This window comes from Stenotrophomonas sp. BR163, assembly GCF_047520985.2.
GTDB classification, from domain to species: Bacteria; Pseudomonadota; Gammaproteobacteria; order Xanthomonadales; family Xanthomonadaceae; genus Stenotrophomonas; species Stenotrophomonas sepilia.
This window is the reverse complement of the sequence record NZ_JAXBRE020000023.1, coordinates 1-18,270: the sequence shown is the minus strand read 5'-3', so window position 1 is coordinate 18,270 and position 18,270 is coordinate 1. Positions and strand designations below refer to the sequence as shown.

The 18,270-nt window shown below is 68.6% G+C and carries 18 protein-coding genes and 1 riboswitch; of the genes, 11 read left to right on the top strand and 7 right to left on the bottom strand.

The window, feature by feature from the left end:
* Positions 1–91: 91 nt before the first annotated feature.
* Complete coding sequence (locus ACM0PY_RS16490) at positions 92–781, top strand: winged helix-turn-helix domain-containing protein (protein ID WP_004141029.1); 690 nt, start codon at positions 92–94, stop codon at positions 779–781.
* Entirely contained in the window at positions 778–2,124 is a 1,347-nt protein-coding gene (locus tag ACM0PY_RS16485) for an ATP-binding protein (protein WP_180866770.1), read from the top strand. Before ACM0PY_RS16490 ends, ACM0PY_RS16485 begins: the two co-directional genes overlap by 4 nt.
* Here the strand turns inward: ACM0PY_RS16485 and ACM0PY_RS16480 are convergent.
* Positions 2,121–3,590 (bottom strand): sensor histidine kinase, encoded by a 1,470-nt coding sequence (locus ACM0PY_RS16480; RefSeq protein ID WP_180885613.1) that lies wholly within the window; start codon positions 3,588–3,590, stop codon positions 2,121–2,123. The genes ACM0PY_RS16485 and ACM0PY_RS16480 overlap by 4 nt on opposite strands.
* Complete coding sequence (locus ACM0PY_RS16475; RefSeq protein WP_005415146.1) at positions 3,587–4,306, bottom strand: response regulator transcription factor; 720 nt, start codon at positions 4,304–4,306, stop codon at positions 3,587–3,589. The genes ACM0PY_RS16480 and ACM0PY_RS16475 overlap by 4 nt, the downstream gene beginning before the upstream one ends.
* Positions 4,307–4,451: 145 nt before the next feature.
* Here ACM0PY_RS16475 and msrB point away from each other — a divergent pair, with 145 nt between their 5' ends.
* The 4 genes from msrB to ACM0PY_RS16455 all read left to right on the top strand — a co-directional run bounded on the left by msrB (position 4,452) and on the right by ACM0PY_RS16455 (position 9,172).
* Entirely contained in the window at positions 4,452–5,024 is a 573-nt protein-coding gene (gene msrB, locus ACM0PY_RS16470; protein WP_005415145.1) for a peptide-methionine (R)-S-oxide reductase MsrB, read from the top strand.
* 2 nt (positions 5,025–5,026) lie between these two features.
* The gene (locus ACM0PY_RS16465; RefSeq protein WP_180885611.1) at positions 5,027–6,796 is read left to right on the top strand and encodes a cytochrome c biogenesis protein DipZ; all 1,770 of its coding nucleotides are present in this window, start codon (positions 5,027–5,029) and stop codon (positions 6,794–6,796) included.
* 14 nt (positions 6,797–6,810) lie between these two features.
* Entirely contained in the window at positions 6,811–7,548 is a 738-nt protein-coding gene (gene msrA / locus ACM0PY_RS16460; protein WP_180885609.1) for a peptide-methionine (S)-S-oxide reductase MsrA, read from the top strand.
* A gap of 172 nt (positions 7,549–7,720) precedes the next feature.
* Positions 7,721–9,172, top strand: a complete 1,452-nt coding sequence (locus ACM0PY_RS16455) for an aminotransferase-like domain-containing protein (RefSeq protein WP_180866778.1) — start codon at positions 7,721–7,723, stop codon at positions 9,170–9,172.
* A 79-nt stretch (positions 9,173–9,251) separates the two neighbouring features.
* On the opposite strand, the gene bioD is transcribed toward ACM0PY_RS16455, so the two are convergent.
* A complete protein-coding gene (gene bioD / locus ACM0PY_RS16450; protein WP_134972459.1) occupies positions 9,252–9,935 on the bottom strand; it encodes a dethiobiotin synthase in 684 nt (227 codons plus the stop codon).
* Positions 9,936–10,003: 68 nt separating this feature from the next.
* On the opposite strand from bioD, the gene msrC reads away from it, so the two are divergent.
* A complete protein-coding gene (gene msrC / locus ACM0PY_RS16445) occupies positions 10,004–10,486 on the top strand; it encodes a free L-methionine (R)-S-oxide reductase MsrC (RefSeq protein WP_004140850.1) in 483 nt (160 codons plus the stop codon).
* Positions 10,483–10,845: a TfoX/Sxy family protein gene (locus ACM0PY_RS16440; RefSeq protein ID WP_180885607.1), complete on the top strand. Its 363-nt coding sequence runs from the start codon at positions 10,483–10,485 to the stop codon at positions 10,843–10,845. Before msrC ends, ACM0PY_RS16440 begins: the two co-directional genes overlap by 4 nt.
* Before the next feature lie 91 nt (positions 10,846–10,936).
* On the opposite strand, the gene ACM0PY_RS16435 is transcribed toward ACM0PY_RS16440, so the two are convergent.
* The gene (locus ACM0PY_RS16435; RefSeq protein WP_005415139.1) at positions 10,937–11,515 is read right to left on the bottom strand and encodes a histidine phosphatase family protein; all 579 of its coding nucleotides are present in this window, start codon (positions 11,513–11,515) and stop codon (positions 10,937–10,939) included.
* A gap of 143 nt (positions 11,516–11,658) precedes the next feature.
* Positions 11,659–11,881: riboswitch (cobalamin riboswitch) on the top strand.
* Between the two features lie 116 nt (positions 11,882–11,997).
* Between ACM0PY_RS16435 and btuB the strand changes: the two genes are divergently transcribed.
* Entirely contained in the window at positions 11,998–13,839 is a 1,842-nt protein-coding gene (btuB, locus tag ACM0PY_RS16430; RefSeq protein ID WP_180885606.1) for a TonB-dependent vitamin B12 receptor, read from the top strand.
* Positions 13,840–13,937: 98 nt separating this feature from the next.
* On the opposite strand, the gene gph is transcribed toward btuB, so the two are convergent.
* The 3 genes from gph to ACM0PY_RS16415 form a co-directional block, all read right to left on the bottom strand.
* On the bottom strand, positions 13,938–14,594 hold the full coding sequence (gene gph, locus ACM0PY_RS16425; RefSeq protein WP_065186285.1) for a phosphoglycolate phosphatase: 657 nt from the start codon (positions 14,592–14,594) through the stop codon (positions 13,938–13,940).
* 64 nt (positions 14,595–14,658) lie between these two features.
* Positions 14,659–15,450, bottom strand: coding sequence for a class I SAM-dependent methyltransferase (locus tag ACM0PY_RS16420; RefSeq protein WP_414609479.1), 792 nt, complete (start codon positions 15,448–15,450; stop codon positions 14,659–14,661).
* A complete protein-coding gene (locus ACM0PY_RS16415; RefSeq protein ID WP_111129494.1) occupies positions 15,447–16,376 on the bottom strand; it encodes a LysR family transcriptional regulator in 930 nt (309 codons plus the stop codon). The genes ACM0PY_RS16420 and ACM0PY_RS16415 overlap by 4 nt, the downstream gene beginning before the upstream one ends.
* 108 nt (positions 16,377–16,484) lie before the next feature.
* Here ACM0PY_RS16415 and ACM0PY_RS16410 point away from each other — a divergent pair, with 108 nt between their 5' ends.
* Together ACM0PY_RS16410 and ACM0PY_RS16405 are read left to right on the top strand one after the other, a co-directional pair.
* A complete protein-coding gene (locus tag ACM0PY_RS16410; protein ID WP_180885604.1) occupies positions 16,485–17,123 on the top strand; it encodes an NAD(P)-dependent oxidoreductase in 639 nt (212 codons plus the stop codon).
* Positions 17,124–17,188: 65 nt separating this feature from the next.
* A complete protein-coding gene (locus tag ACM0PY_RS16405; protein ID WP_180885602.1) occupies positions 17,189–18,100 on the top strand; it encodes an MBL fold metallo-hydrolase in 912 nt (303 codons plus the stop codon).
* Positions 18,101–18,270: the final 170 nt, after the last annotated feature.

Here is an 18,270-nt window from a genome sequence, read left to right as displayed (position 1 = left end):
CCCGCCCCGGCACCCGGGCGGCCCGATGGCTGGGATAGCATCGCCGCGCTCGTGCCGTGGCGGTACGTCTGCGCCTACGGAGGCCTTGGAAATGCTGGATATCGTACTGGTCGAAGACGATGCCCGCCTGGGAACGATGGTCAGTGACTACCTGCAGCGGCATGGCTACCAGGTCGCCCATGAACGCAGCGGCGAGCGGGCAGTGGCCCGGATCCTGGCCGAAAAGCCGGCGCTGGTGCTGCTCGATGTCGGCCTGCCCGACCAGGATGGTTTCGAAGTGTGTCGGCAGATCCGCCCTCACTATGACGGCATCATCTGCGTGCTGACCGCCCGCACTGACAACATTGACCAGGTGCTGGGACTGGAGCTGGGGGCCGACGACTACATCGGCAAACCGATCGAACCGCGGGTGCTGCTGGCGCGGCTGCGCGCCCACCTGCGCCGCCACCGCCGGGTCGAACCGCGTGACGGCAGCCTGCGCTTCGGCGAGCTGAACATCGACCCGTCCACACGCAACGTGCACCTGCAGGGCAGCCTGCTGGAGCTGACCACGGCCGAGTTCGACCTGCTGTTCCTGCTGGCCAGCAACGCCGGCCAGATCCTGGACCGCGACGCGCTGCTGCGCGGCCTGCGTGGCATCGCCTTCGACGGCCTGGACCGTTCGATCGATGCCCGCATCTCGCGCCTGCGCCGCAAACTGGGCGACAACCCCGAGCAGCCGGAACGGATCAAGACCGTCCGTGGCCGCGGCTACCTGTTCAGCCGCTCGGCATGGGGATGAAGCGCACGCCCTCGGCGATGCGCGGCCACGCCTTCCACTTCCTGCGCTACGGCGTCGGCTTCCTGGTCGCCCACCTGTTGTTGATCGTGCTGGGCCTGTGGGCCTGGGATGCCCTGCTGGAAGACCGCACGGAAGCTGGTCTGCAGGCCGAGATGCGTGGCACCCATGCGCTGCTGCAGCACCGTTTCGCCGAAACCCCGCGCGACCAGTGGCCGGTGCTGGCACGCGAACTCGACGCCGATTTCGCCTACGCGCTGCGCATGGTGCCGCTGGCTGAGGCAGTGAGGGCGTTGCCGGCCAGCCAACGTCCGCCGTTCAACAACGGCCGCGTGCAGATCGACCTGGAGCACATGCGCAGCCTGCAGCGCATTGGTGACAGCGACTACGCGGTGATGCTGGGGCCGCTGGACGAAGCGCTGCCGGACGAGGGCTGGCAGGACAGCGAAGTGTCCGGCGTGGCGATCCTGCTGCTGATCCTGATGGTGGCGGTGGCACTGCCGATGTACGTGATGGTCTATCGGTTGTGGCGCGACGTCTCGCAGCTGGCACAGGCGGCCAGGCAGATGCGCGATGGCCAGTTGGACACGCGAGCGCCGCGTGCGGGCACCGCGCTGGTGCGGCCACTGGCCAATGCCTTCAACCACATGGCCGAGCAGCTGCAGCAGCTGCTGGAAAGCCAGCGTGTGCTGGCGCAGGCGGTGGCGCACGAAGTGCGCACGCCGTTGGCGCGGATGCGTTTCGGCCTGGCCGACCTGGAGGACACCGCGCTGGATGATGGGCAGCGCGATGCACTGGGCGGATTGCGCACCGATGTGGATCGGCTGCAGCACCTGACCGATGCCGGCGTCGAGTACGCCGCACTGGGCCGCTGCCATCAGCCGACCCGCCAGCGCCTGCAGCTAGCGGCGCTGGTGCGTGGCGTGGTCGCTCAGTTCGCGCCGCTGCCGATGCCGGTGCAGCAGGCGCTGTCGCCGGTGGGCCTGGTCAACGTCAACCGGCACATGCTGGAGCTGGCACTGCGCAACCTGCTCGGCAATGCACTGCGTTACGCGCGCCGGCAGATCCGTATTGCCAGCACCGTCAATGACGGCTGGCTATGCCTGCAGGTGGAGGACGACGGCCCCGGCATCGCACCCGAACTACGCGGCCAGGTGCTGCAGCCCTATGTCCGGCTGGACCCGGGCAGTCCCGGCTTCGGCCTCGGCCTGGCGCTGGTGCAGGTGGTGGCCGACAAGCATGGCGGCCACGTCGAAGTGACCGATTCGGCGCTGGGCGGTGCCTGCATCCGCCTGCGCCTGCCGCTGGAAAACGGCGGCATCGTCGAATGCGAAGCGGCCTGCTAGGCCGCCGGTTCCGCACGCGGCAAGGCGAACACGAACAGCGCGCCACGCTCGCTGTCGCGCAGTTCGATGCGGCGGCCGTGCAGCTGCACGATGCGCTGCACGATCAACAGCCCCAATCCGCCGTTCTCGCCGCGCCGCGCGCCCAGCGCGGCCGGTGCCTGGAACAGCTGGGTGCGCAACGCCGGCGCGACCCCTGGGCCGTCATCGGCCACGCTGACCTCCACGCTGTCGGGAGTCGCACGCAGGCGCACTTCGATCTGTCCACCGTCAGGTGCATGGCGCAGCGCGTTGTCGAGCAGGTTGGTCAACACCCGTTCGACCAGGCCCAGGTCGGCGCGCACCAGCGGCAGGCCGGGGGGGAACGCCGCGTGCAGCTGCTGGCCGCGCGCCTGTGCCGCCAGTTCGAACTTCTGCAGCACGTCCTGCAGCAGCTCCGGTAGTGCGAACACCTCCCACTCCAACCGCACTTCGCCATGTTCCAGCCGCGCCAGCTCGAACAGCGCGCGCGCCAGCCGGCCGACCTTGGCGCTCTGTGCCAGCGCGATGCCGAGATAGCGGCGGCGCTCATCCGGCGACAGCGTGGCGTCCTTCAACGCCAGCGTTTCCAGGTAGCCATGCAGCGACGACAGCGGCGTGCGCAGGTCGTGCGAGATGTTGGCGACCAGTTCGCGGCGCTGCAGGTCCTGCTGGCGCAGCTGCTGCCACTGCTCGCCCAGCCGCTGCGCCATCTGCGCGTGCGCGTGTTCGAGGATCACCAGCTCGTCGCGCTCACCGGGGCGCAGCGGCTCCGGCGGTGGCAACGGCGTGGGTGCGTCGATGTCGAAGGCCTGGATGCGCCGGGTCAGCCGCCGCAGCGGACGGGTCACCCAGTAGAACGCCACCAGCCCGGCCAGCAGGCCGAGGCCACCGACCAGCACCACCGACCACAGCGTGGTGTTCCACTGGCTGCCGGCGGCAAGATCGTCGGCCAGCATCTGCCGGTGCTCGCCGACCAGCACCACGTACACGTAGCCCGCCGGCCGGCCCTGCACGATCAGAGGTGCCGCGCTGAACACCTTGCGGCCATTCGCGCTGCGCGGGTCATCGCCGAGGATCGGCAACGGCGCACCGGCCAGCAGGCGGCGCAGCGGCGCCACGTCCACCCGGTTTCGCACCAGGTGCCCACTGGGTGCATCGTGGCCGAGGATGCGGCCCTGGTCATCCAGCAGGTAGACCTCGACGCTGGGGTTGACCGCCATCAGCTGGCCGAACAGCGCCCGCACCGCCGCATCACGCATGCCGCTGGTATCCATCAGCTCGCTGCGCTGGGCGATGTGCTCGGCCAGGCCCAACGACAACCGCTGTACCACCTCCTGCTCGTGGCGGGTATTGGCACGCATCTGCAGTGCAAGCAGCGCCATGCAGCACGTCAGCATCAGCGCAGCGGTCACCACTGCCAGCTTCTGCCACAGGTTCGGCTTGATCATGCCGCCGCTCCGGCCGGGTCGACCAGCTTGTAGCCACGGCCCCATACCGTCAGCAGCCGCCGCGGATTGGCCGGATCGGGCTCGATCTTGCTGCGCAGGCGGTTGATATGGGTGTTGACCGTATGCTCGTAGCCGTCGTGCTGGTAGCCCCAGACCTGGTTGAGCAGTTCCATGCGCGCGAACACCTGGTCCGGGTGACGGGCAAAGAACAACAGCAGGTCGAACTCGCGCGGGGTCAGCTCCAATGGATTGCCATCCACCGAGGCGGTGCGCGCGACCGGGTCCAGCTGCAGTCCCCCCAGCTCGATCGCGCCGGCATCGATGCGTGCGCTCTGCGCCATCGCCTCGGCGCGGCGCAGCAGCGCGCGCACGCGTGCCACCAGTTCCGGCATCGAGAAGGGTTTTGCCAGGTAATCGTCCGCGCCCAGTTCCAGGCCGACGATGCGCTGGGTTTCGCTGCCGCGCGCACTGATGATGATGATCGGCACATACCGCGCCATCGCGCGTGCGCGCTGGCACACCTGCAGCCCGTCCACGCCGGGCAGCATCACGTCCAGCACCAGCGCGTCCCAGGGACCTTCCTGCTCGAGCAGGCGCAGGCCGGCATCGCCGCTGGCAGCATGGGCGACGTCGTAGCCCTCATCGCCCAGGTGCATGCGCAGCAGGTCGGCGATGTGGGCATCGTCTTCAACGATCAGCACGCGTTTGGTCGACATCGTCAGCTCAAGGCCAGTGGGGAGGCGGGTTGCATTGTGGCGCGGGACGGCCGCCGATACCTCACGAAAAATTGAATCCTGCGTGAGGATTCGTTGATCCGGGCGGGCGCAGCATGGCCCCGTCACCCCCTTCCCGGAGTCCGCCATGTCCTTGTCCCGCCGCCATCTGCTGGGCCTGGGCGGTGTTGCCACCGCCGCCGGCCTGCTCGGCCTGGGGGCCTGCAGCCGCGCCGCCCCCGCCGCCGCCGAAGCGCGCCCGTCGCGACAGTTCGAGGTCATGCACAGCGATGCCGACTGGCGCCAGCGCCTGACCCCGGCGCAGTACGCGGTGCTGCGCCAGCAGGCCACCGAACGGCCGTGGAGCAGCCCGCTCAACAAGGAACACCGCCAGGGCACCTTCGCGTGTGCCGGCTGTGCGCTGCCGCTGTTTTCCTCGTCCACCAAGTTCGAGAGCGGCACCGGCTGGCCCAGCTTCTGGGCGCCGCTGCACAACGCCATCGGCGAAGACCGCGACGTCACCTTCGGGATGCTGCGGGTGGAGGTGCACTGCCGTCGCTGTGGCGGCCACCTCGGCCATGTGTTCAACGATGGCCCACGCCCGACCGGGCTGCGCTACTGCATGAACGGTGCGGCGATGGTGTTCGTTCCCGGCGCCACGGATGGCACTGCCGACGGCTGGCGGGTGCCGGTCGGTTCTTCCCCTGTTTCCGGAGCCTGACGATGCTGCTGTTGCTGCTTGCCTACCTGGGCGGCGCGCTGACCCTGCTCAGCCCCTGCATCCTGCCGGTGCTGCCGTTCGTGTTCGCGCGTGCCGACCGTCCGTTCCTGCGCAGCACGCTGCCATTGCTGCTGGGCATGGCGCTCACCTTCACCGTGGTCGCCAGCCTGGCCGCGGTGGGCAGCCAATGGGTGGCACAGGCCAACCAGGTCGGGCGCTGGATCGCCCTGCTGCTGATGGCGCTGTTCGCGGTCGCCCTGCTGTGGCCACGACTGGCCGACCATCTGCTGGCGCCGTTCCAGCGCGTGGGTGCCCGTCTGAGCGCGCGCGCCGATGCCGCGGATGCCGCTGGGCGCGGCGGCGCGTGGACCTCGCTGCTGATCGGCATCGCCACCGGCCTGCTGTGGGCACCGTGTGCAGGTCCGATCCTCGGCCTGGTGCTGACCGGTGCCGCCCTGCATGGTGCCAGCGCTGGCACCAGTGGGCTGCTGCTGGCGTATGCGCTGGGCGCGATCACTGCGCTGGCGCTGGCGGTATGGGTGGGTGGCCGCGTGTTCCGTGCGCTGCAGGCGCGGCTTGGCCTCGGCGATGTACTGCGCAAGGTGCTGGGCGTGGCCGCCTTGCTGGCGGTGGTGGCAATCGGCCTGGGCTGGGATACCGGCCTGCTGACCCGTCTATCCACGGTCAGCACCGCGCGTATCGAGCAGGGCCTGCTGGACGCGGTACCCGGCGCGCAGCCGGCGGCACCACCGATGATGATGATGGCCGGTGCCAACGCCGCTGGCGATGCACCGCTGCCGGTCGAGGGCACCCTGCCCGCGCTGGACGGGGCCACCGGCTGGCTCAACAGCCCACCGCTGACGGCCCAGCAGCTGCGCGGCAAGGTGGTACTGGTCGACTTCTGGACCTACTCCTGCATCAACTGCCTGCGTGCGATGCCGTTCGTGCACGAATGGGAGCGCCGCTACCGCGACCACGGCCTGGTGGTGATCGGCGTGCACACGCCGGAGTTCGCCTTCGAGCGTGACCCGCGCAACGTCATGAAGGCGGTGCAGCAGCTGAAGGTCGAGTACCCGGTGGCGCTCGACAACCAGTACACGATCTGGCGCGCATTCAACAACCGCTACTGGCCGGCGCAGTACTTCGTTGATGCGCAGGGCAACATCCGCGGCCACCAGTTCGGCGAAGGCAACTACGCGCGTTCGGAACAGATGATCCGTCGCCTGCTGACCGAAGCCGGGCAGGCCAACCTGCCGCCGCCTGCCGATCCTGCTGCCGCCGACCTGAAAGGCGTGGCCGTGCAGGCCGACATGGGCAACCTGCGCTCGCCGGAAACCTATCTGGGCCACGCCCGCGCCGAGCAGTTCGCCTCGCCCGGCGGACAGCGCAGCAACAGCGCGTTCGACTACACGCTGCCGACCACCCTGGCGTTGAACCAGTGGGGACTGTCGGGGCGCTGGACCGTCACCGATGAAGCCGCACAGCTGCAGCAGGCCGGTGGCCGCATTGCCTTCCAGTTCCATGCGCGTGACCTGCACCTGGTGCTGGCGCCCAGCCGCGACGGCACGCCGGTGCGCTTCCGCGTCTGGCTGGATGGCAAGGCGCTGCCCGCTGCCGATGCCGGTAGTGATGTCGGCGCCGATGGCAGTGGCGTGGTCGACGAGCATCGCCTGTACCAGCTGGTACGCCAGCGCGGCACAGTCGGCCCGCATCGCTTCGAGATCGAATTCCTCGATGCGGGCGTGCAGGCCTATGCCTTCACCTTCGGTTGAACCGGGAGCACATGATGAAACTCTGCTTTGAACAGGGCATCGCCGCCGGTGTTGCCGGCCTGGTGGCCATGGCATTGATTGCCGGGGTGCTGCTGGTCGATCACGGCGCGGCTGCGGCGCCGGTCGAAGCCAGCGCGCAGATCCAGGCACTGCCGGCCCCCACCGGCGATGCGGCGTTCCGCGATGACGCCACCCACGCCAGCGTGGTGTTTGCCGGCGGTTGCTTCTGGGGCGTGCAGGGCGTGTTCCAGCACGTCAAGGGCGTGAGCAATGCGGTGTCCGGCTATATCGGTGGCAGTGCAGCCAATGCGCGCTATGAGCGCGTCAGCGGTGGCCAGACCGGCCATGCCGAAGCCGTAAAGATTGACTACGACCCGCGCCAGGTCAGCTATGGACAGCTGATGCAGGTGTTCTTCTCGGTCGCGCACGACCCGACCCAGCTCAACCGCCAGGGTCCGGACCACGGCAGCCAGTATCGCTCGGCGATCTTCAGTGACGACGCCCGCCAGCAGGCGGCCAGCCGCGCCTACATCGCCCAGCTCGGCCAGGCCGGCAGCTACCGCGCACCGATCGTAACCCAGCTGGTCAGCGGCCAGCGCTTCTACCCGGCCGAGAGCTACCACCAGAACTACATGACCAACTACCCGCAGGCCGCCTACATCCGCTACTACGACGCACCGAAGCTGGTGGCCCTGGCCAGGCAGTTCCCGGCGCTGTACCGGCGCGAGGCGGTGCTGGTGCCGATGCGCTGACGGCATTTCCCCTGGGGCTGATCGGTGCTCGGCTCTACACACCCAAAAAAGACGCACGGCGATCCCGCCGTGCGCTTGGAATGCGCCGGCCACGCCCCGATCAGGCCCGGCCGACGACGACATGCTAGGCTCGCCATCATCATGGGTACAGCATCAGATGGCGGGATGTTCGATGGATACAGATGACCAGGTCACGATGATCCCTCCACGCTACCAGCGGCTCTCCGACGAACTGGCCGAGGCCATCCACGGCGGTCGCCTTCCGGTCGGCAGCCGCCTGCCTTCGCTGCGGCAGATGGCGTCGCAGCGCAGGCTCAGCCTCAACACGGTGATCGCGGCCTATCGCCAGCTGGAAGATGCCGGGCTGGTGATTCCGCGGCCGAAGGCGGGCTTCGAAGTCGCGCCGCGGCTGTCGGTGCCGGAGCGTTCGCTGCGCGACACCCCGTCCGCGCCCACCGCGCCGCTGCAGCAGGTGCTGATGGCCCGGGTACTGGAAGCACAGCGCCGCCCGGGTGTGGTCGACCTGGCCTTCGCCGGCCCACGTGGTCGCCAGTTCTATCCCGGCGCGCAGCTGGCCCGGCATACCGCGCAGGTGCTGCGCCACGGCCAGCAGACGGTGGAGACCTATGCGAGACCCAACGGCTCCCCCCGGCTGCTGGCGCAGATCGTGCGCCGCAGTCCGCGCATGGGTCTGCACACCCACGCCGAGCGACTCCTGCTGACCCATGGTGCGATGGAGGCCCTGCAGCTGGCGTTGCGCGCGGTCACCCAGCCCGGTGACGCAGTGGGCATCGAGGCGCCGTCCTACTTCAACCTGTATCCGTTGCTGGCCAACCTCGGCCTGCAGGCCATCGAGTTGCCCACCCACCCGCAGCACGGGCTGGATGTGGATGCACTGGATGCGCTGCTGGAGCACACGCCGCTGGCCGCACTGGTGGTGATGCCGACCGTGCACAACCCGCTCGGCTGCACCATGCCGACCGCCGCCAAACAACGCTTGGCCGAGCTGGTCAACGCACGGCAGCTGCCCCTGATCGAGGATGCGGTGTACGCCGAGCTGCAGTTCTGTGAACCGCCGGCACCCTTGCTGAAAGCCTTCGATCGCGATGGCTGGGTGATGGTGGTCGGTGGCTTCTCAAAGACACTGGCGCCGGATTACCGCATCGGCTGGCTGGATGGCGGTCGCTTCGCAGAGCGCATCGCGCTGCTGAAGTTCCAGTCCACCGGCGGTGAGCCGCAGCTGCTCGGCGATGCGGTGGCCGCTTATCTGGAAGCAGGCAGCTACGAGCACCATCTGCATCGCATGCGCCGCCTGTACCGCGAACAGGTGGGACGGCTGCGCCAGCTGGTAGCCGAGCATTTCCCGGCAGGCACCCGCGCCACCGAACCACAGGGCGGATTCCTGCTGTGGCTGGAACTGCCGGGCGTGGACACGCGCGAGCTGTTCGAGCGAGCGTTGCAGGAGGACATCGTGTTCATGCCCGGCCAGGTCTATTCGCGTGGCGCGCGCTATCGCCACTGCCTGCGGCTGTCGTGCTGCCAGAGCCTGGATGCACGCTTCATCGGTGCGGTGGAACGGCTGGGTGCGATCGCGCGGGAGCTGGCAGTGCGCCAGCTCCTGTAGAGCCGAGCCCACGCTCGGCTGCCCTTCGCTGACGGTCCCCCGCTGAGCCGAGCATGGGCTCGGCTCTACAGGAAGCAGGTCAGTCGCGCAGGTGCGTACTCAGGATCTGACCATCCGCCCCCGGCAGATGCGGCAGCCGTCCCCAGCACGGCATCGGCAGGCGCTGCTGCAGCGTGGCGATGTTCTCGTCCTGGCGCTGCATTGCCGGGTCGATGTGGTTGCCGATCCAGCCCAGGCAGTCCACGCCGCTGGCCTGCAGCGATTGCGCGGTCAACCGCGCGTGGTTGACGCAGCCCAGCCGCATGCCCACCACCAGCAGCACCGGCAGCTGCAGCGCACGCACCAGGTCGAGCTGGTCCAGCGTGGCCGAGACCGGCGCCAGCCAACCGCCCACGCCCTCCACCACGACGATATCGGCCTTCGCGCGCAGGCGTTCGAACGCGGCCACGATCGGCGCCAGCTCCACCTGCACGCCGTCCTCGGCAGCGGCCAGCTCCGGTGCCAGTGGCTGCCGCAGCGCATAGGGATTCAGATCGGCATAGTCCGGCACCGGCCAGCTGGCCGCCTGCAGCGCCAGCGCGTCCTCGTTGCGCAGGCCCTGCCCCAGATCCTCGCTGCCGCTGGCCACCGGCTTCATGCCCACTGCACGCAGGCCACGCTGGCGCAGTGCGTGCAGCAGCGCGGTGCTGGCCGCGGTCTTGCCGATTTCGGTATCGGTGCCGGTAACGAACAGGGCGGGCGGCAGCGTAGCGGGCAACGGCATCGATGGGCTCCAACAGGGCAACAGTGTGTGCATTATCGCCGGCCCGGTGCACTTGCTAGACTGCGGGCATGTTCGCCAATGCCTCGCTCACCGGCAGCAAGCCGGAACAATACGCCCAGCTGCTGGAACAGGCCCGTGGCCTGGTCTACGCCGAGTCCGACCGCATCGCCAACGCGGCCAACCTCTCCGCACTGGTCTATCACGCCCTGCCCGACCTGAACTGGGTGGGCTTCTACCTGTATGACGGCAAGGAACTGGTGGTCGGCCCGTTCCAGGGCCTGCCGGCCTGCGTGCGCATCCCGCTGGACAAGGGTGTGTGCGGTGCCGCCGCCAGCCAGCGCGTAACCCAGCGCGTGGACGACGTCGATGCCTTCCCCGGCCACATCGCCTGCGATTCGGCCTCGCGTTCGGAGCTGGTGGTGCCGCTGCTGCGCGGCGATGAACTGATCGGCGTATTCGATATCGACAGCCCGAAGGTCGGCCGCTTCGACGCCGACGATCAGGCCGGCCTGGAAGCCATCGCCCGCGTGTTCGTCGAGGCACTGGGATGAGCGCACCGAAGCTGCGCAACATCGGCCCGAAAAGTGCAGCGTGGCTGCGCCAGGTCGGGCTGCGCAGCCGCGAGGACCTGGTGGCGATCGGCGCAGTCGGCGCCTTCGTCAAGGTCAAGCGGGCCGGCTTCAAGCCCAGCCTGAACCTGCTGTACTCGCTGGAAGGCGCATTGCTGGACTGCCACTGGCAGGAGCTGAGCGAGCCGCAGCGTGAAGCGCTGGTGCAGGACTATGAGGCGCGCATCGCCGCGCATCCGCTGAAGGCGGCCGGCCCGGCGTCGGGCCCGGTGCATGAGCAGCGCTTCGATGCCGACGATGAGGCCGAGAACAACGTGGCCGAGCGCGCGGACGAGGATTGACTGCACCGGTAGTGCCGGCCGCTGGCCGGCAACTGCGTGATCCTTGCAACGTTCCTGAGGCTGCCGGCCAGCGGCCGGCACTACCGATGGACTACGGCTGCTGCAGTTCCAGCAGCTCGCCCACCAGCCCGACCTCGCCCCGCTCCAGCCACACCCGCAGGCGCGTGCCGTGGTCGATGCGCAGGGCCCAGCACAGCGACATCGGCAGGCCGCAGACCTGCGACAACACCATGCGCAGCGGGCCACCATGGCTGACCACCAGCGTCGGCACCGGATCATCATCATCGAGCAGGCGATCCAGCGCGCGCGCGATACGCCGCTCGAAATGCCCCCAGCTCTCGCCGTTCGGCGGCGGGAACGCATGCGGATCGGCGTGGAAGGCGGCCAGCGCATCTTCCGGCAGGTCGAACAGCGACTGCCCGTCCCAATCGCCGAAATCCAGCTCTTCCCATTCCTCGTCCGCTTCGACGTCCAGCCCGCGTGGGGTGGCCAGCGCCATCGCCGTGTGCAGCGCGCGCAACCGCGGTGAACTGATCACCCGCTCCCAGCGTTGCTCGGCATAGGCCTCGACCAGCTCCTGCGGCAGGCCGGCCAGCTGCGGTGGATCGCTGCGGCCATCAAGGAACTCATCGCGACCGTTGCCGGCGTGGCGGACCAGGTCGAGGATCATGCGTGCGTCCCGGACGGGCGGCGCAGGTACAACGGAGAACGGGCAGACATCGGTAACGGCACCACGGGATCGAGCAACCATTCTAAAGGCACAGCAAAGGCAGCCGCGCAGGCGCGACGCAACGGGACGGCCTGCGATGCCGTAGACTGCGCGCACTTCCAGGTGACCTGCGGCCGTGGCCGGCAGGTTGAAACGGGAAGCCGGTGACGCGTGATTCCACGCCAGGCCGGCGCTGCCCCCGCAACGGTAAGCACGTCAGTTCCAGGCAACACCGCCACTGTGCCGCAGGCATGGGAAGGCGCCTGGACGGTGGCCTCGCGCCACCCGGCGGCAAGCCCGGAGACCGGCCCGGAAGCCTCAGGTCGCGATGCGGTGGGCATGGCGCTGGATGACCGTGGCGTGCGCTGCGGCATCGGCGCGTGCCTGCCTTCGCGGCTCCTCCCCTTCGCCACGCGGGCGTGCGTGGCACCTGGAGTCCCCCCATGAAGCTGCAGTCCCGAATGCTGTCCCTGGCCGTACTGGCCGCCCTGCCCGCGCTGGCACAGGCCGCCGATGACACCACCGCGCTCGACCAGATCCTGGTCACCGCCACGCGCACCCCGATCGCCCTGCAGGACAGCATCGCGCCGGCCCAGGTGATCGACCGCGCGCAGATCGAATCCAGCCAGGCCACCTCGCTGCAGGAACTGCTGCGCGGCCGCGCCGGCATCAACCTGACCAATGCCGGTGGGCTCGGCAAGCAGAGCTCGCTGTTCCTGCGCGGCACCAACTCGGGCCACACCGTGGTGCTGGTCGACGGCGTGCGCATCAACAGTGCCGACCTCGGCCTGGCGATGTACCAGGACCTGCCGCTGGCGCAGATCGAGCGCGTGGAAATCGTGCGTGGCCCGCAGTCGAGCCTGTACGGCGCCGATGCCATTGGCGGCGTGATCCAGATCTTCACCCGCCGCAACCAGAGTGATTTCGCCCCGCACTTCCAGCTCGGTGGCGGCAGCAACGGCCTGCGCGAAGCCAGCGGCGGGATCGGCGGCGGGACCGAACGCGGCTGGTTCGGCGCCGACATCGCCTACCAGCATTCCGATGGCATCGATGCCTGCCGCGGCTCGGCAACGCTGTTCACCGGCTGCTTTGCCGACGAACATGACCGCGATGGCTACCGCAACCTGTCCAAGAGCCTGCGCGGTGGCTACACCTTCAACGACCAATGGAACGTGGAAGGCAGTGCATTGCGTGCCGACGGAAAGAACCATTACGACGGCTACTACAACTATTCGGAAACCCGCCAGCAGGTGCTGGCCGGCAAGGTGCGCTACACCCCGTCCGAACGCCTGGCGTTCACCGCCAATGTCGGGCGCAGTGACAACGAGTCGGACAACTTCGGTGACTTCGATGCCCGTGGCAGCGCTCAGACCCACCGCGACAGCGCCTCGCTGCAGGGTGACTTCGCCTTGGCCGAAGGCCAGCTGCTGAGCACCGGCGTGGACTGGAGCGAAGACAACCTCGATGGCAGCAGTGCCGGATATCGGGTCGACAGCCGCCGCAACACCGGCGTGTTCGTGCAGTACCAGGGCCGCTTCGGCCGCCACCAGCTGCAAGCCAGCGCGCGCAACGACGACAACCAGCAGTTCGGCAACCACGCCACGGGCAGCCTCGGCTGGGCGATGGAGCTCGGCCACGGCCTGCGTGTCAATGCCAGTTACGGCACCGCGTTCAAGGCGCCGACCTTCAGCGACCTGTACGACCCGTGGAGTGGTGTGCCGACGTTGAACCCGGAGAAGTCCAAGAGCGCCAACCTGGGCGTTTCGCAGCAGGGACAGGGCTGGCACTGGGGCCTGGACGTCTATGAAACCCGCATCGATGATCTGATCACCTACGATGCGGCGACCTTCAGGATGCAGCAGGTGGAGAAGGCGCGCATCCGCGGTGCCGAACTGACCGGTGGCGTGCTGCTGGCCGGCTTCGACATCAACGCCCAGCTGAGCTACACCGACCCACGCAACCGCACCGGCGGCAGCACGCAGTTCGACAACTGGCTGCCGCGTCGTGCACAGCAGACCGCGCGCCTGGACATCGACCGGCGTTTCGGGGACTTCCGCGCAGGCCTGACGGTTCAGGGTGCGGGCAAGCGCTATGACGATGCCGCCAACGCGGTGAAGGTGGGGGGGTACGGCACGCTGGATCTGCGCGCCGAGTACGCGCTGACGCCGTCGTGGTCGCTGCTGGCGCGTGCCACCAACGTGTTCGACCGCAGGTATGAGACGGTGGCGTGGTTCAACCAGCCGGGCCGTGAGTACCAGTTGAGTGTGCGTTACCAGCCGAAATGACCGCGACGGTCATGGTAGTGCCGGCCGCTGGCCGGCAACATCATGACCTTCGGCAACGCATTCCGGGTTGCCGGCCAGCGGCCGGCACTACCCCTGCGTCAGCCCTGCAACCCCGGCAGTTCACGCAGGTCGTCGATCACCGCCACCGCATGCGCGCTGGCCAGGTCCAGACCGCGCGGGTAGCCGTAGCGGACCAGCGCGATCGGCATGCCCGCATCTTCGGCGGCGCGGTAGTCGGTCAGCGAATCACCCACCATCAGGCAGGCATCGACCGGCAGCCCGAAGTGCGCAGCGATATGCCGCAGCGGCTCACCGCTGGGCTTGCGCTGCGGCAGTGAATCGCCGCCCAGTACCAGCGCGAACGCATCACCGATGCCCAGGTGCTGCAGCAGCGGCGGCACCAGTGCTTCGGGCTTGTTGGTGCAGATCGCCAGTGGCACGGCGCGCGCGCGCAGCTGCGCCAGTGCGTCGGCCACGCCATCGAACAGGCGCGGGCTGCGCAGCAGGCATTCACGGTAGTGCACCATGAACACCGGCATGACCTCGGCCAGGTCGACCTCACGACCGGCGGCGTGCACGGCCTGTTCGACCAGGCGGCGCACACCGTCGCCGATCCAGCCGAGCACGGTGGCTTCCGGCACCCGTGCCATGCCGATGGCTTCCAGCGTGCGGTTCAGCGCTTCGGCGATGTCAGCTGCGCTGTCGACCAGCGTGCCATCGAGATCGAATACGACCAGCGGATAGGGATACGACAAGGGACGACGCCTGTACAACGTGGGGCCGTCCATTGTACGCCGCGCTTTTTGCCCGGGATCGGCCTCAGCCGATCCTGCGTGCGCGGGTGGCCAGAAAGGTGGGCAGGTAACGGTCGATCAGGAAGCGCGGCTTCGGCTGCCAGTCTTCCATGAACCGATCAATCACGAAGCCTGCATCCAGCTGACCGCCGATCAGTTCGGTCAGGCTGTGGCCAAAGGTCAGCGCATCGCCGCGGGCGAGTTTCGCCTCACGCTCTGCGGCGGGCAGGTCTTCCAGGTCCGAATAGGGAATGGCGTACTGCGGCCGGATCAAACCCTGTGCATCCAGCTGCGGATCACGTGCACCGACGAACAGCACCGGGTTGTAGAAGCTGGCCATCAACATGCCATCGCGCGCCAGCACGCGGCGGCATTCGGTCCACACCGGGCGCACGTCGGGTACGTACAGGTTGGAGATCGGATGGAACACCACGTCGAAGCTGTCATTGGCGAATACGTGCAGGTCGCGCATGTCGCCCTGCACCGTGCGCAGCTGCAGGCCGTCGCGCGCAGCGACCCTGCGGTCCTGTTCCAGCTGCCCATCGGACAGGTCGAACACGGTGACGTCGGCGCCCGCAGCGGCCAGCACGGGTGCCTGCTGGCCGCCGCCCGAAGCCAGGCACAGGATGCGACGGCCGCGCACGTCGCCCAGCCAGTCCAGTGGCAGCGCGCATGGGGTCAGGTGCACCTGCCAGCGGCCTTCGCGCGCGGCGGCAATGGTTGAACTCTCCACCGGGCGCGACCATTCGCGCACTTCGCTGGCCTGGCGGTCCCAGGCAGCACGGTTGTGGTCGATCAAGGCCTGTCCATGGTTCATGTGTTCTCCTTGCCCGGTGGGCGCCAATCCAGATCCTGGAAGGCCGGGCTGGCGAAACACTCGGCCAGGTAATCCAGGAATCGCCGCATGATAGCGGGCTGCTGGCGCCGTGATGCGTACACGGCATGAATGCCGAGCTCGTCCAGACTGAATCCGGGCAGCAGTTCGATCAGCTCGCCGCTGCGCAGCAGTGGCGCCACCTGGTAGGTCGGCAGCATGGCGATCCCGGCACCGGCGCGTACCGCCTCCAGCAGCAGCGACGCATCGTTGGCGCTGATGTTGCCGCCCACCGCCACCGACAGCGAACGGCCATCGCGGTGCAGCTGCCACAGGCTCTTGCCGACGTAGTGGTGGGTCAGGCAGTTGTGCGCGGCCAGGTGCTCCGGCGCGGTCGGCGTGCCACGCGCCTGCAGGTACGACGGCGTCGCGCACAGCACCGAGCGGCAGGTGGCCAGCCGCCTCGCGATCAGGCTGGGGTCGATCTGGCGCGCGATGCGCACGGCCAGGTCCACGCGTTCCTCCACCAGGTTCACCGTGCGGTCGACCAGCAGCAGCTCGATGCGCGCCGCCGGATGGCGCGCGACGAAACCGGCCACCGCCCGTGCCAGGTGGCTCTGCCCGAACGACACGCTGGCGGTCACGCGCAGCGTACCGTGCGGCTCGGGATCATCACTGGCCAGCTCGCCCTGCAGTTCTTCGCCGATCGCCAGCATCTGCCGGAAGCGCGCCAACGCCGCCTCGCCCGGGCCGGTCAGGCTGACCCGGCGCGTGGTCCGGTGCAGCAGGCGTGCACCCAGCCAGCCCTCGACCTCGGCCAGGTAGCGGCTGACCATCGCCCGCGACATGTCCAGCACTTCCGCGGCGGCGGTGAGGCTGCCGCGCTCGGCCACCTCGACAAACACGGTCATGGCGGTCAATCGGTCCATATGCTCGATCCACGCAACAAACAAGCGCGTTATACGCTGTTTTTCGAGCGACTGCAGCAGCCTAGAGTGGCCCCATTCCCAGCCCACATCGCCCCACGGAGTCCTGCCATGAAGATCGCCCTCGTTGGTTCCACCGGCAACATCGGCCGCCAGATCGCCCGCCACGCGCTGGCCCACGGCCACGAACTCACCGTCATCGTGCGCAGCGCGCAGGACCTCCCGGCCGAACTGGCCGGTGCCCATCCGGTGATCGCCTCGCTGGATGACCAGGACGCACTGGTCGCCGCCATCGCCGGCCACGACGTACTGGCCAGCGCCTACGGCCCGCGCCCGGGCGACGACATCGGTCGCGTGGGCGAGATCGCCGCGCAGCTGGCGGCCGCCGCGCGCAAAGCCGGCGTACCGCGCCTGGTGGTGGTGGGTGGCGCTGGCAGCCTGGAAGTCGCGCCGGGCGTGCAGCTGGTCGATACCCCCAACTTCCCGGAAGCCTACAAGCCGTACGCGCTGGCCCATCGTGAAGCCTTCAATCGCCTGCAGGCAGTGGACGACCTGGACTGGACCTTCTTCTCGCCGGCCGCCGAAATCGGCCCGGGCGATGAGCGTGGCCAGTATCGCGTGCAGCCCAGGGCCTTCCTGGCCGACGCCAGTGGCCACAGCCGCATCAGCTATGCCGACTACGGCGCCGCGTTCGTCGCCGAGCTGGAAGCGCACCAGTACCCGAAGCAGATCATCACGGCCGCGTATTGATCGACGCGCGAGCCCTGTAGGGCCAAGCCCACGCTCGGCTCCCTATCCGACACAAGGAATTCCCCATGCGTACCGCTGCCCTGCTGCTTCCCCTCGCCCTGGCCGCCACGTTCACCAGTGCGCCGCTGCTGGCCGCACCGGCCACCGCGGCGCCGACCATCGCGACGAAATCACAACTGCACCTGCAGACCTTCCATCCCGGCCCGCAGGCGATGTTCTCGGTATCCTCGGTGCTGATCGAAGGCCGCCACGACGCGATCCTGGTCGATGCACAGTTTGGTGCCAGCGACGCGCGCAAGCTGGTCGAACGGATCCGCGCCAGTGGCAAGCAGCTGACCATGATCTACATCAGCCACGGCGATCCGGACTACTACTTCGGCCTGGCCACCCTGCAGGATGCCTTCCCGCAGGCACGCATCGTCGCCACTGCGCAGACCGTCGCCCACATCCAGCAGACCCAGGCCGGCAAGCTGGCCTACTGGGGACCGAAGATGGGCGCCGACGTGCCGGCACGCATCGTGGTGCCGCAGGTACTGGACGGCGATGCCCTGCAGCTGGAAGGCCAGCGCCTGCCACTGATCGGCCTGGATGGCCCGACCCCGGACCGCACGGTGCTGTGGGTACCGTCGCTGCGCGCGATCGTTGGCGGCATTCCGGTGGTGGCCGGTGAGCACGTGTGGATGGCCGACACGCAGACGACGAAGTCGCACACTGACTGGCTGCAGACCCTGCAGCGGTTGCAGGCACTGAAGCCGAAGGTGGTGGTGCCGGGGCATTACGCGCCGGGTGCCGCACTGGATGCCAGTGCGCTGCGCTTCACTGCGGACTACATCCGCGCGTTCGACGCCGAGGCGGCAAAGGCCAAGGACAGCGCGGCACTGGTGAAGGCGATGCAGGCGCGCTATCCGAAGCTGGACGGCGTGGCGTCGCTGGAGCTGAGTGCGAAGGTAGCCAAGGGCGAGATGCAGTGGCCATGAGGTAGGGGTTCTTCTGCAGGGCTGCGCCCTGCACCTGCAGAGGCAACAGCAACAGCAACAGCTGGCTATCGGTGGGAAGGCGAGGTGGGTCCGGTTGCGGGGGGCGCTGCAAGTACGTCCATGTAAGCTCGGTCGCCGCATCCATGCGGCTCACGCCCCCGCAACCGGAC

Coding starts and splice junctions, on each gene's coding strand:
- ACM0PY_RS16405 (WP_180885602.1), top strand. CDS start 17,189: ATGCGTACCGCTGCCCTGCTGCTTCCCCTCGCCCTGGCCGCCACGTTC.
- ACM0PY_RS16410 (WP_180885604.1), top strand. CDS start 16,485: ATGAAGATCGCCCTCGTTGGTTCCACCGGCAACATCGGCCGCCAGATC.
- ACM0PY_RS16475 (WP_005415146.1), bottom strand. CDS start 4,306: ATGTCGACCAAACGCGTGCTGATCGTTGAAGACGATGCCCACATCGCC.
- msrC (WP_004140850.1), top strand. CDS start 10,004: ATGTTCGCCAATGCCTCGCTCACCGGCAGCAAGCCGGAACAATACGCC.
- msrB (WP_005415145.1), top strand. CDS start 4,452: ATGTCCTTGTCCCGCCGCCATCTGCTGGGCCTGGGCGGTGTTGCCACC.
- ACM0PY_RS16435 (WP_005415139.1), bottom strand. CDS start 11,515: ATGATCCTCGACCTGGTCCGCCACGCCGGCAACGGTCGCGATGAGTTC.
- ACM0PY_RS16485 (WP_180866770.1), top strand. CDS start 778: ATGAAGCGCACGCCCTCGGCGATGCGCGGCCACGCCTTCCACTTCCTG.
- ACM0PY_RS16415 (WP_111129494.1), bottom strand. CDS start 16,376: ATGGACCGATTGACCGCCATGACCGTGTTTGTCGAGGTGGCCGAGCGC.
- bioD (WP_134972459.1), bottom strand. CDS start 9,935: ATGCCGTTGCCCGCTACGCTGCCGCCCGCCCTGTTCGTTACCGGCACC.
- ACM0PY_RS16420 (WP_414609479.1), bottom strand. CDS start 15,450: ATGAACCATGGACAGGCCTTGATCGACCACAACCGTGCTGCCTGGGAC.
- ACM0PY_RS16455 (WP_180866778.1), top strand. CDS start 7,721: ATGGATACAGATGACCAGGTCACGATGATCCCTCCACGCTACCAGCGG.
- ACM0PY_RS16440 (WP_180885607.1), top strand. CDS start 10,483: ATGAGCGCACCGAAGCTGCGCAACATCGGCCCGAAAAGTGCAGCGTGG.
- ACM0PY_RS16490 (WP_004141029.1), top strand. CDS start 92: ATGCTGGATATCGTACTGGTCGAAGACGATGCCCGCCTGGGAACGATG.
- btuB (WP_180885606.1), top strand. CDS start 11,998: ATGAAGCTGCAGTCCCGAATGCTGTCCCTGGCCGTACTGGCCGCCCTG.
- msrA (WP_180885609.1), top strand. CDS start 6,811: ATGAAACTCTGCTTTGAACAGGGCATCGCCGCCGGTGTTGCCGGCCTG.
- ACM0PY_RS16480 (WP_180885613.1), bottom strand. CDS start 3,590: ATGATCAAGCCGAACCTGTGGCAGAAGCTGGCAGTGGTGACCGCTGCG.
- ACM0PY_RS16465 (WP_180885611.1), top strand. CDS start 5,027: ATGCTGCTGTTGCTGCTTGCCTACCTGGGCGGCGCGCTGACCCTGCTC.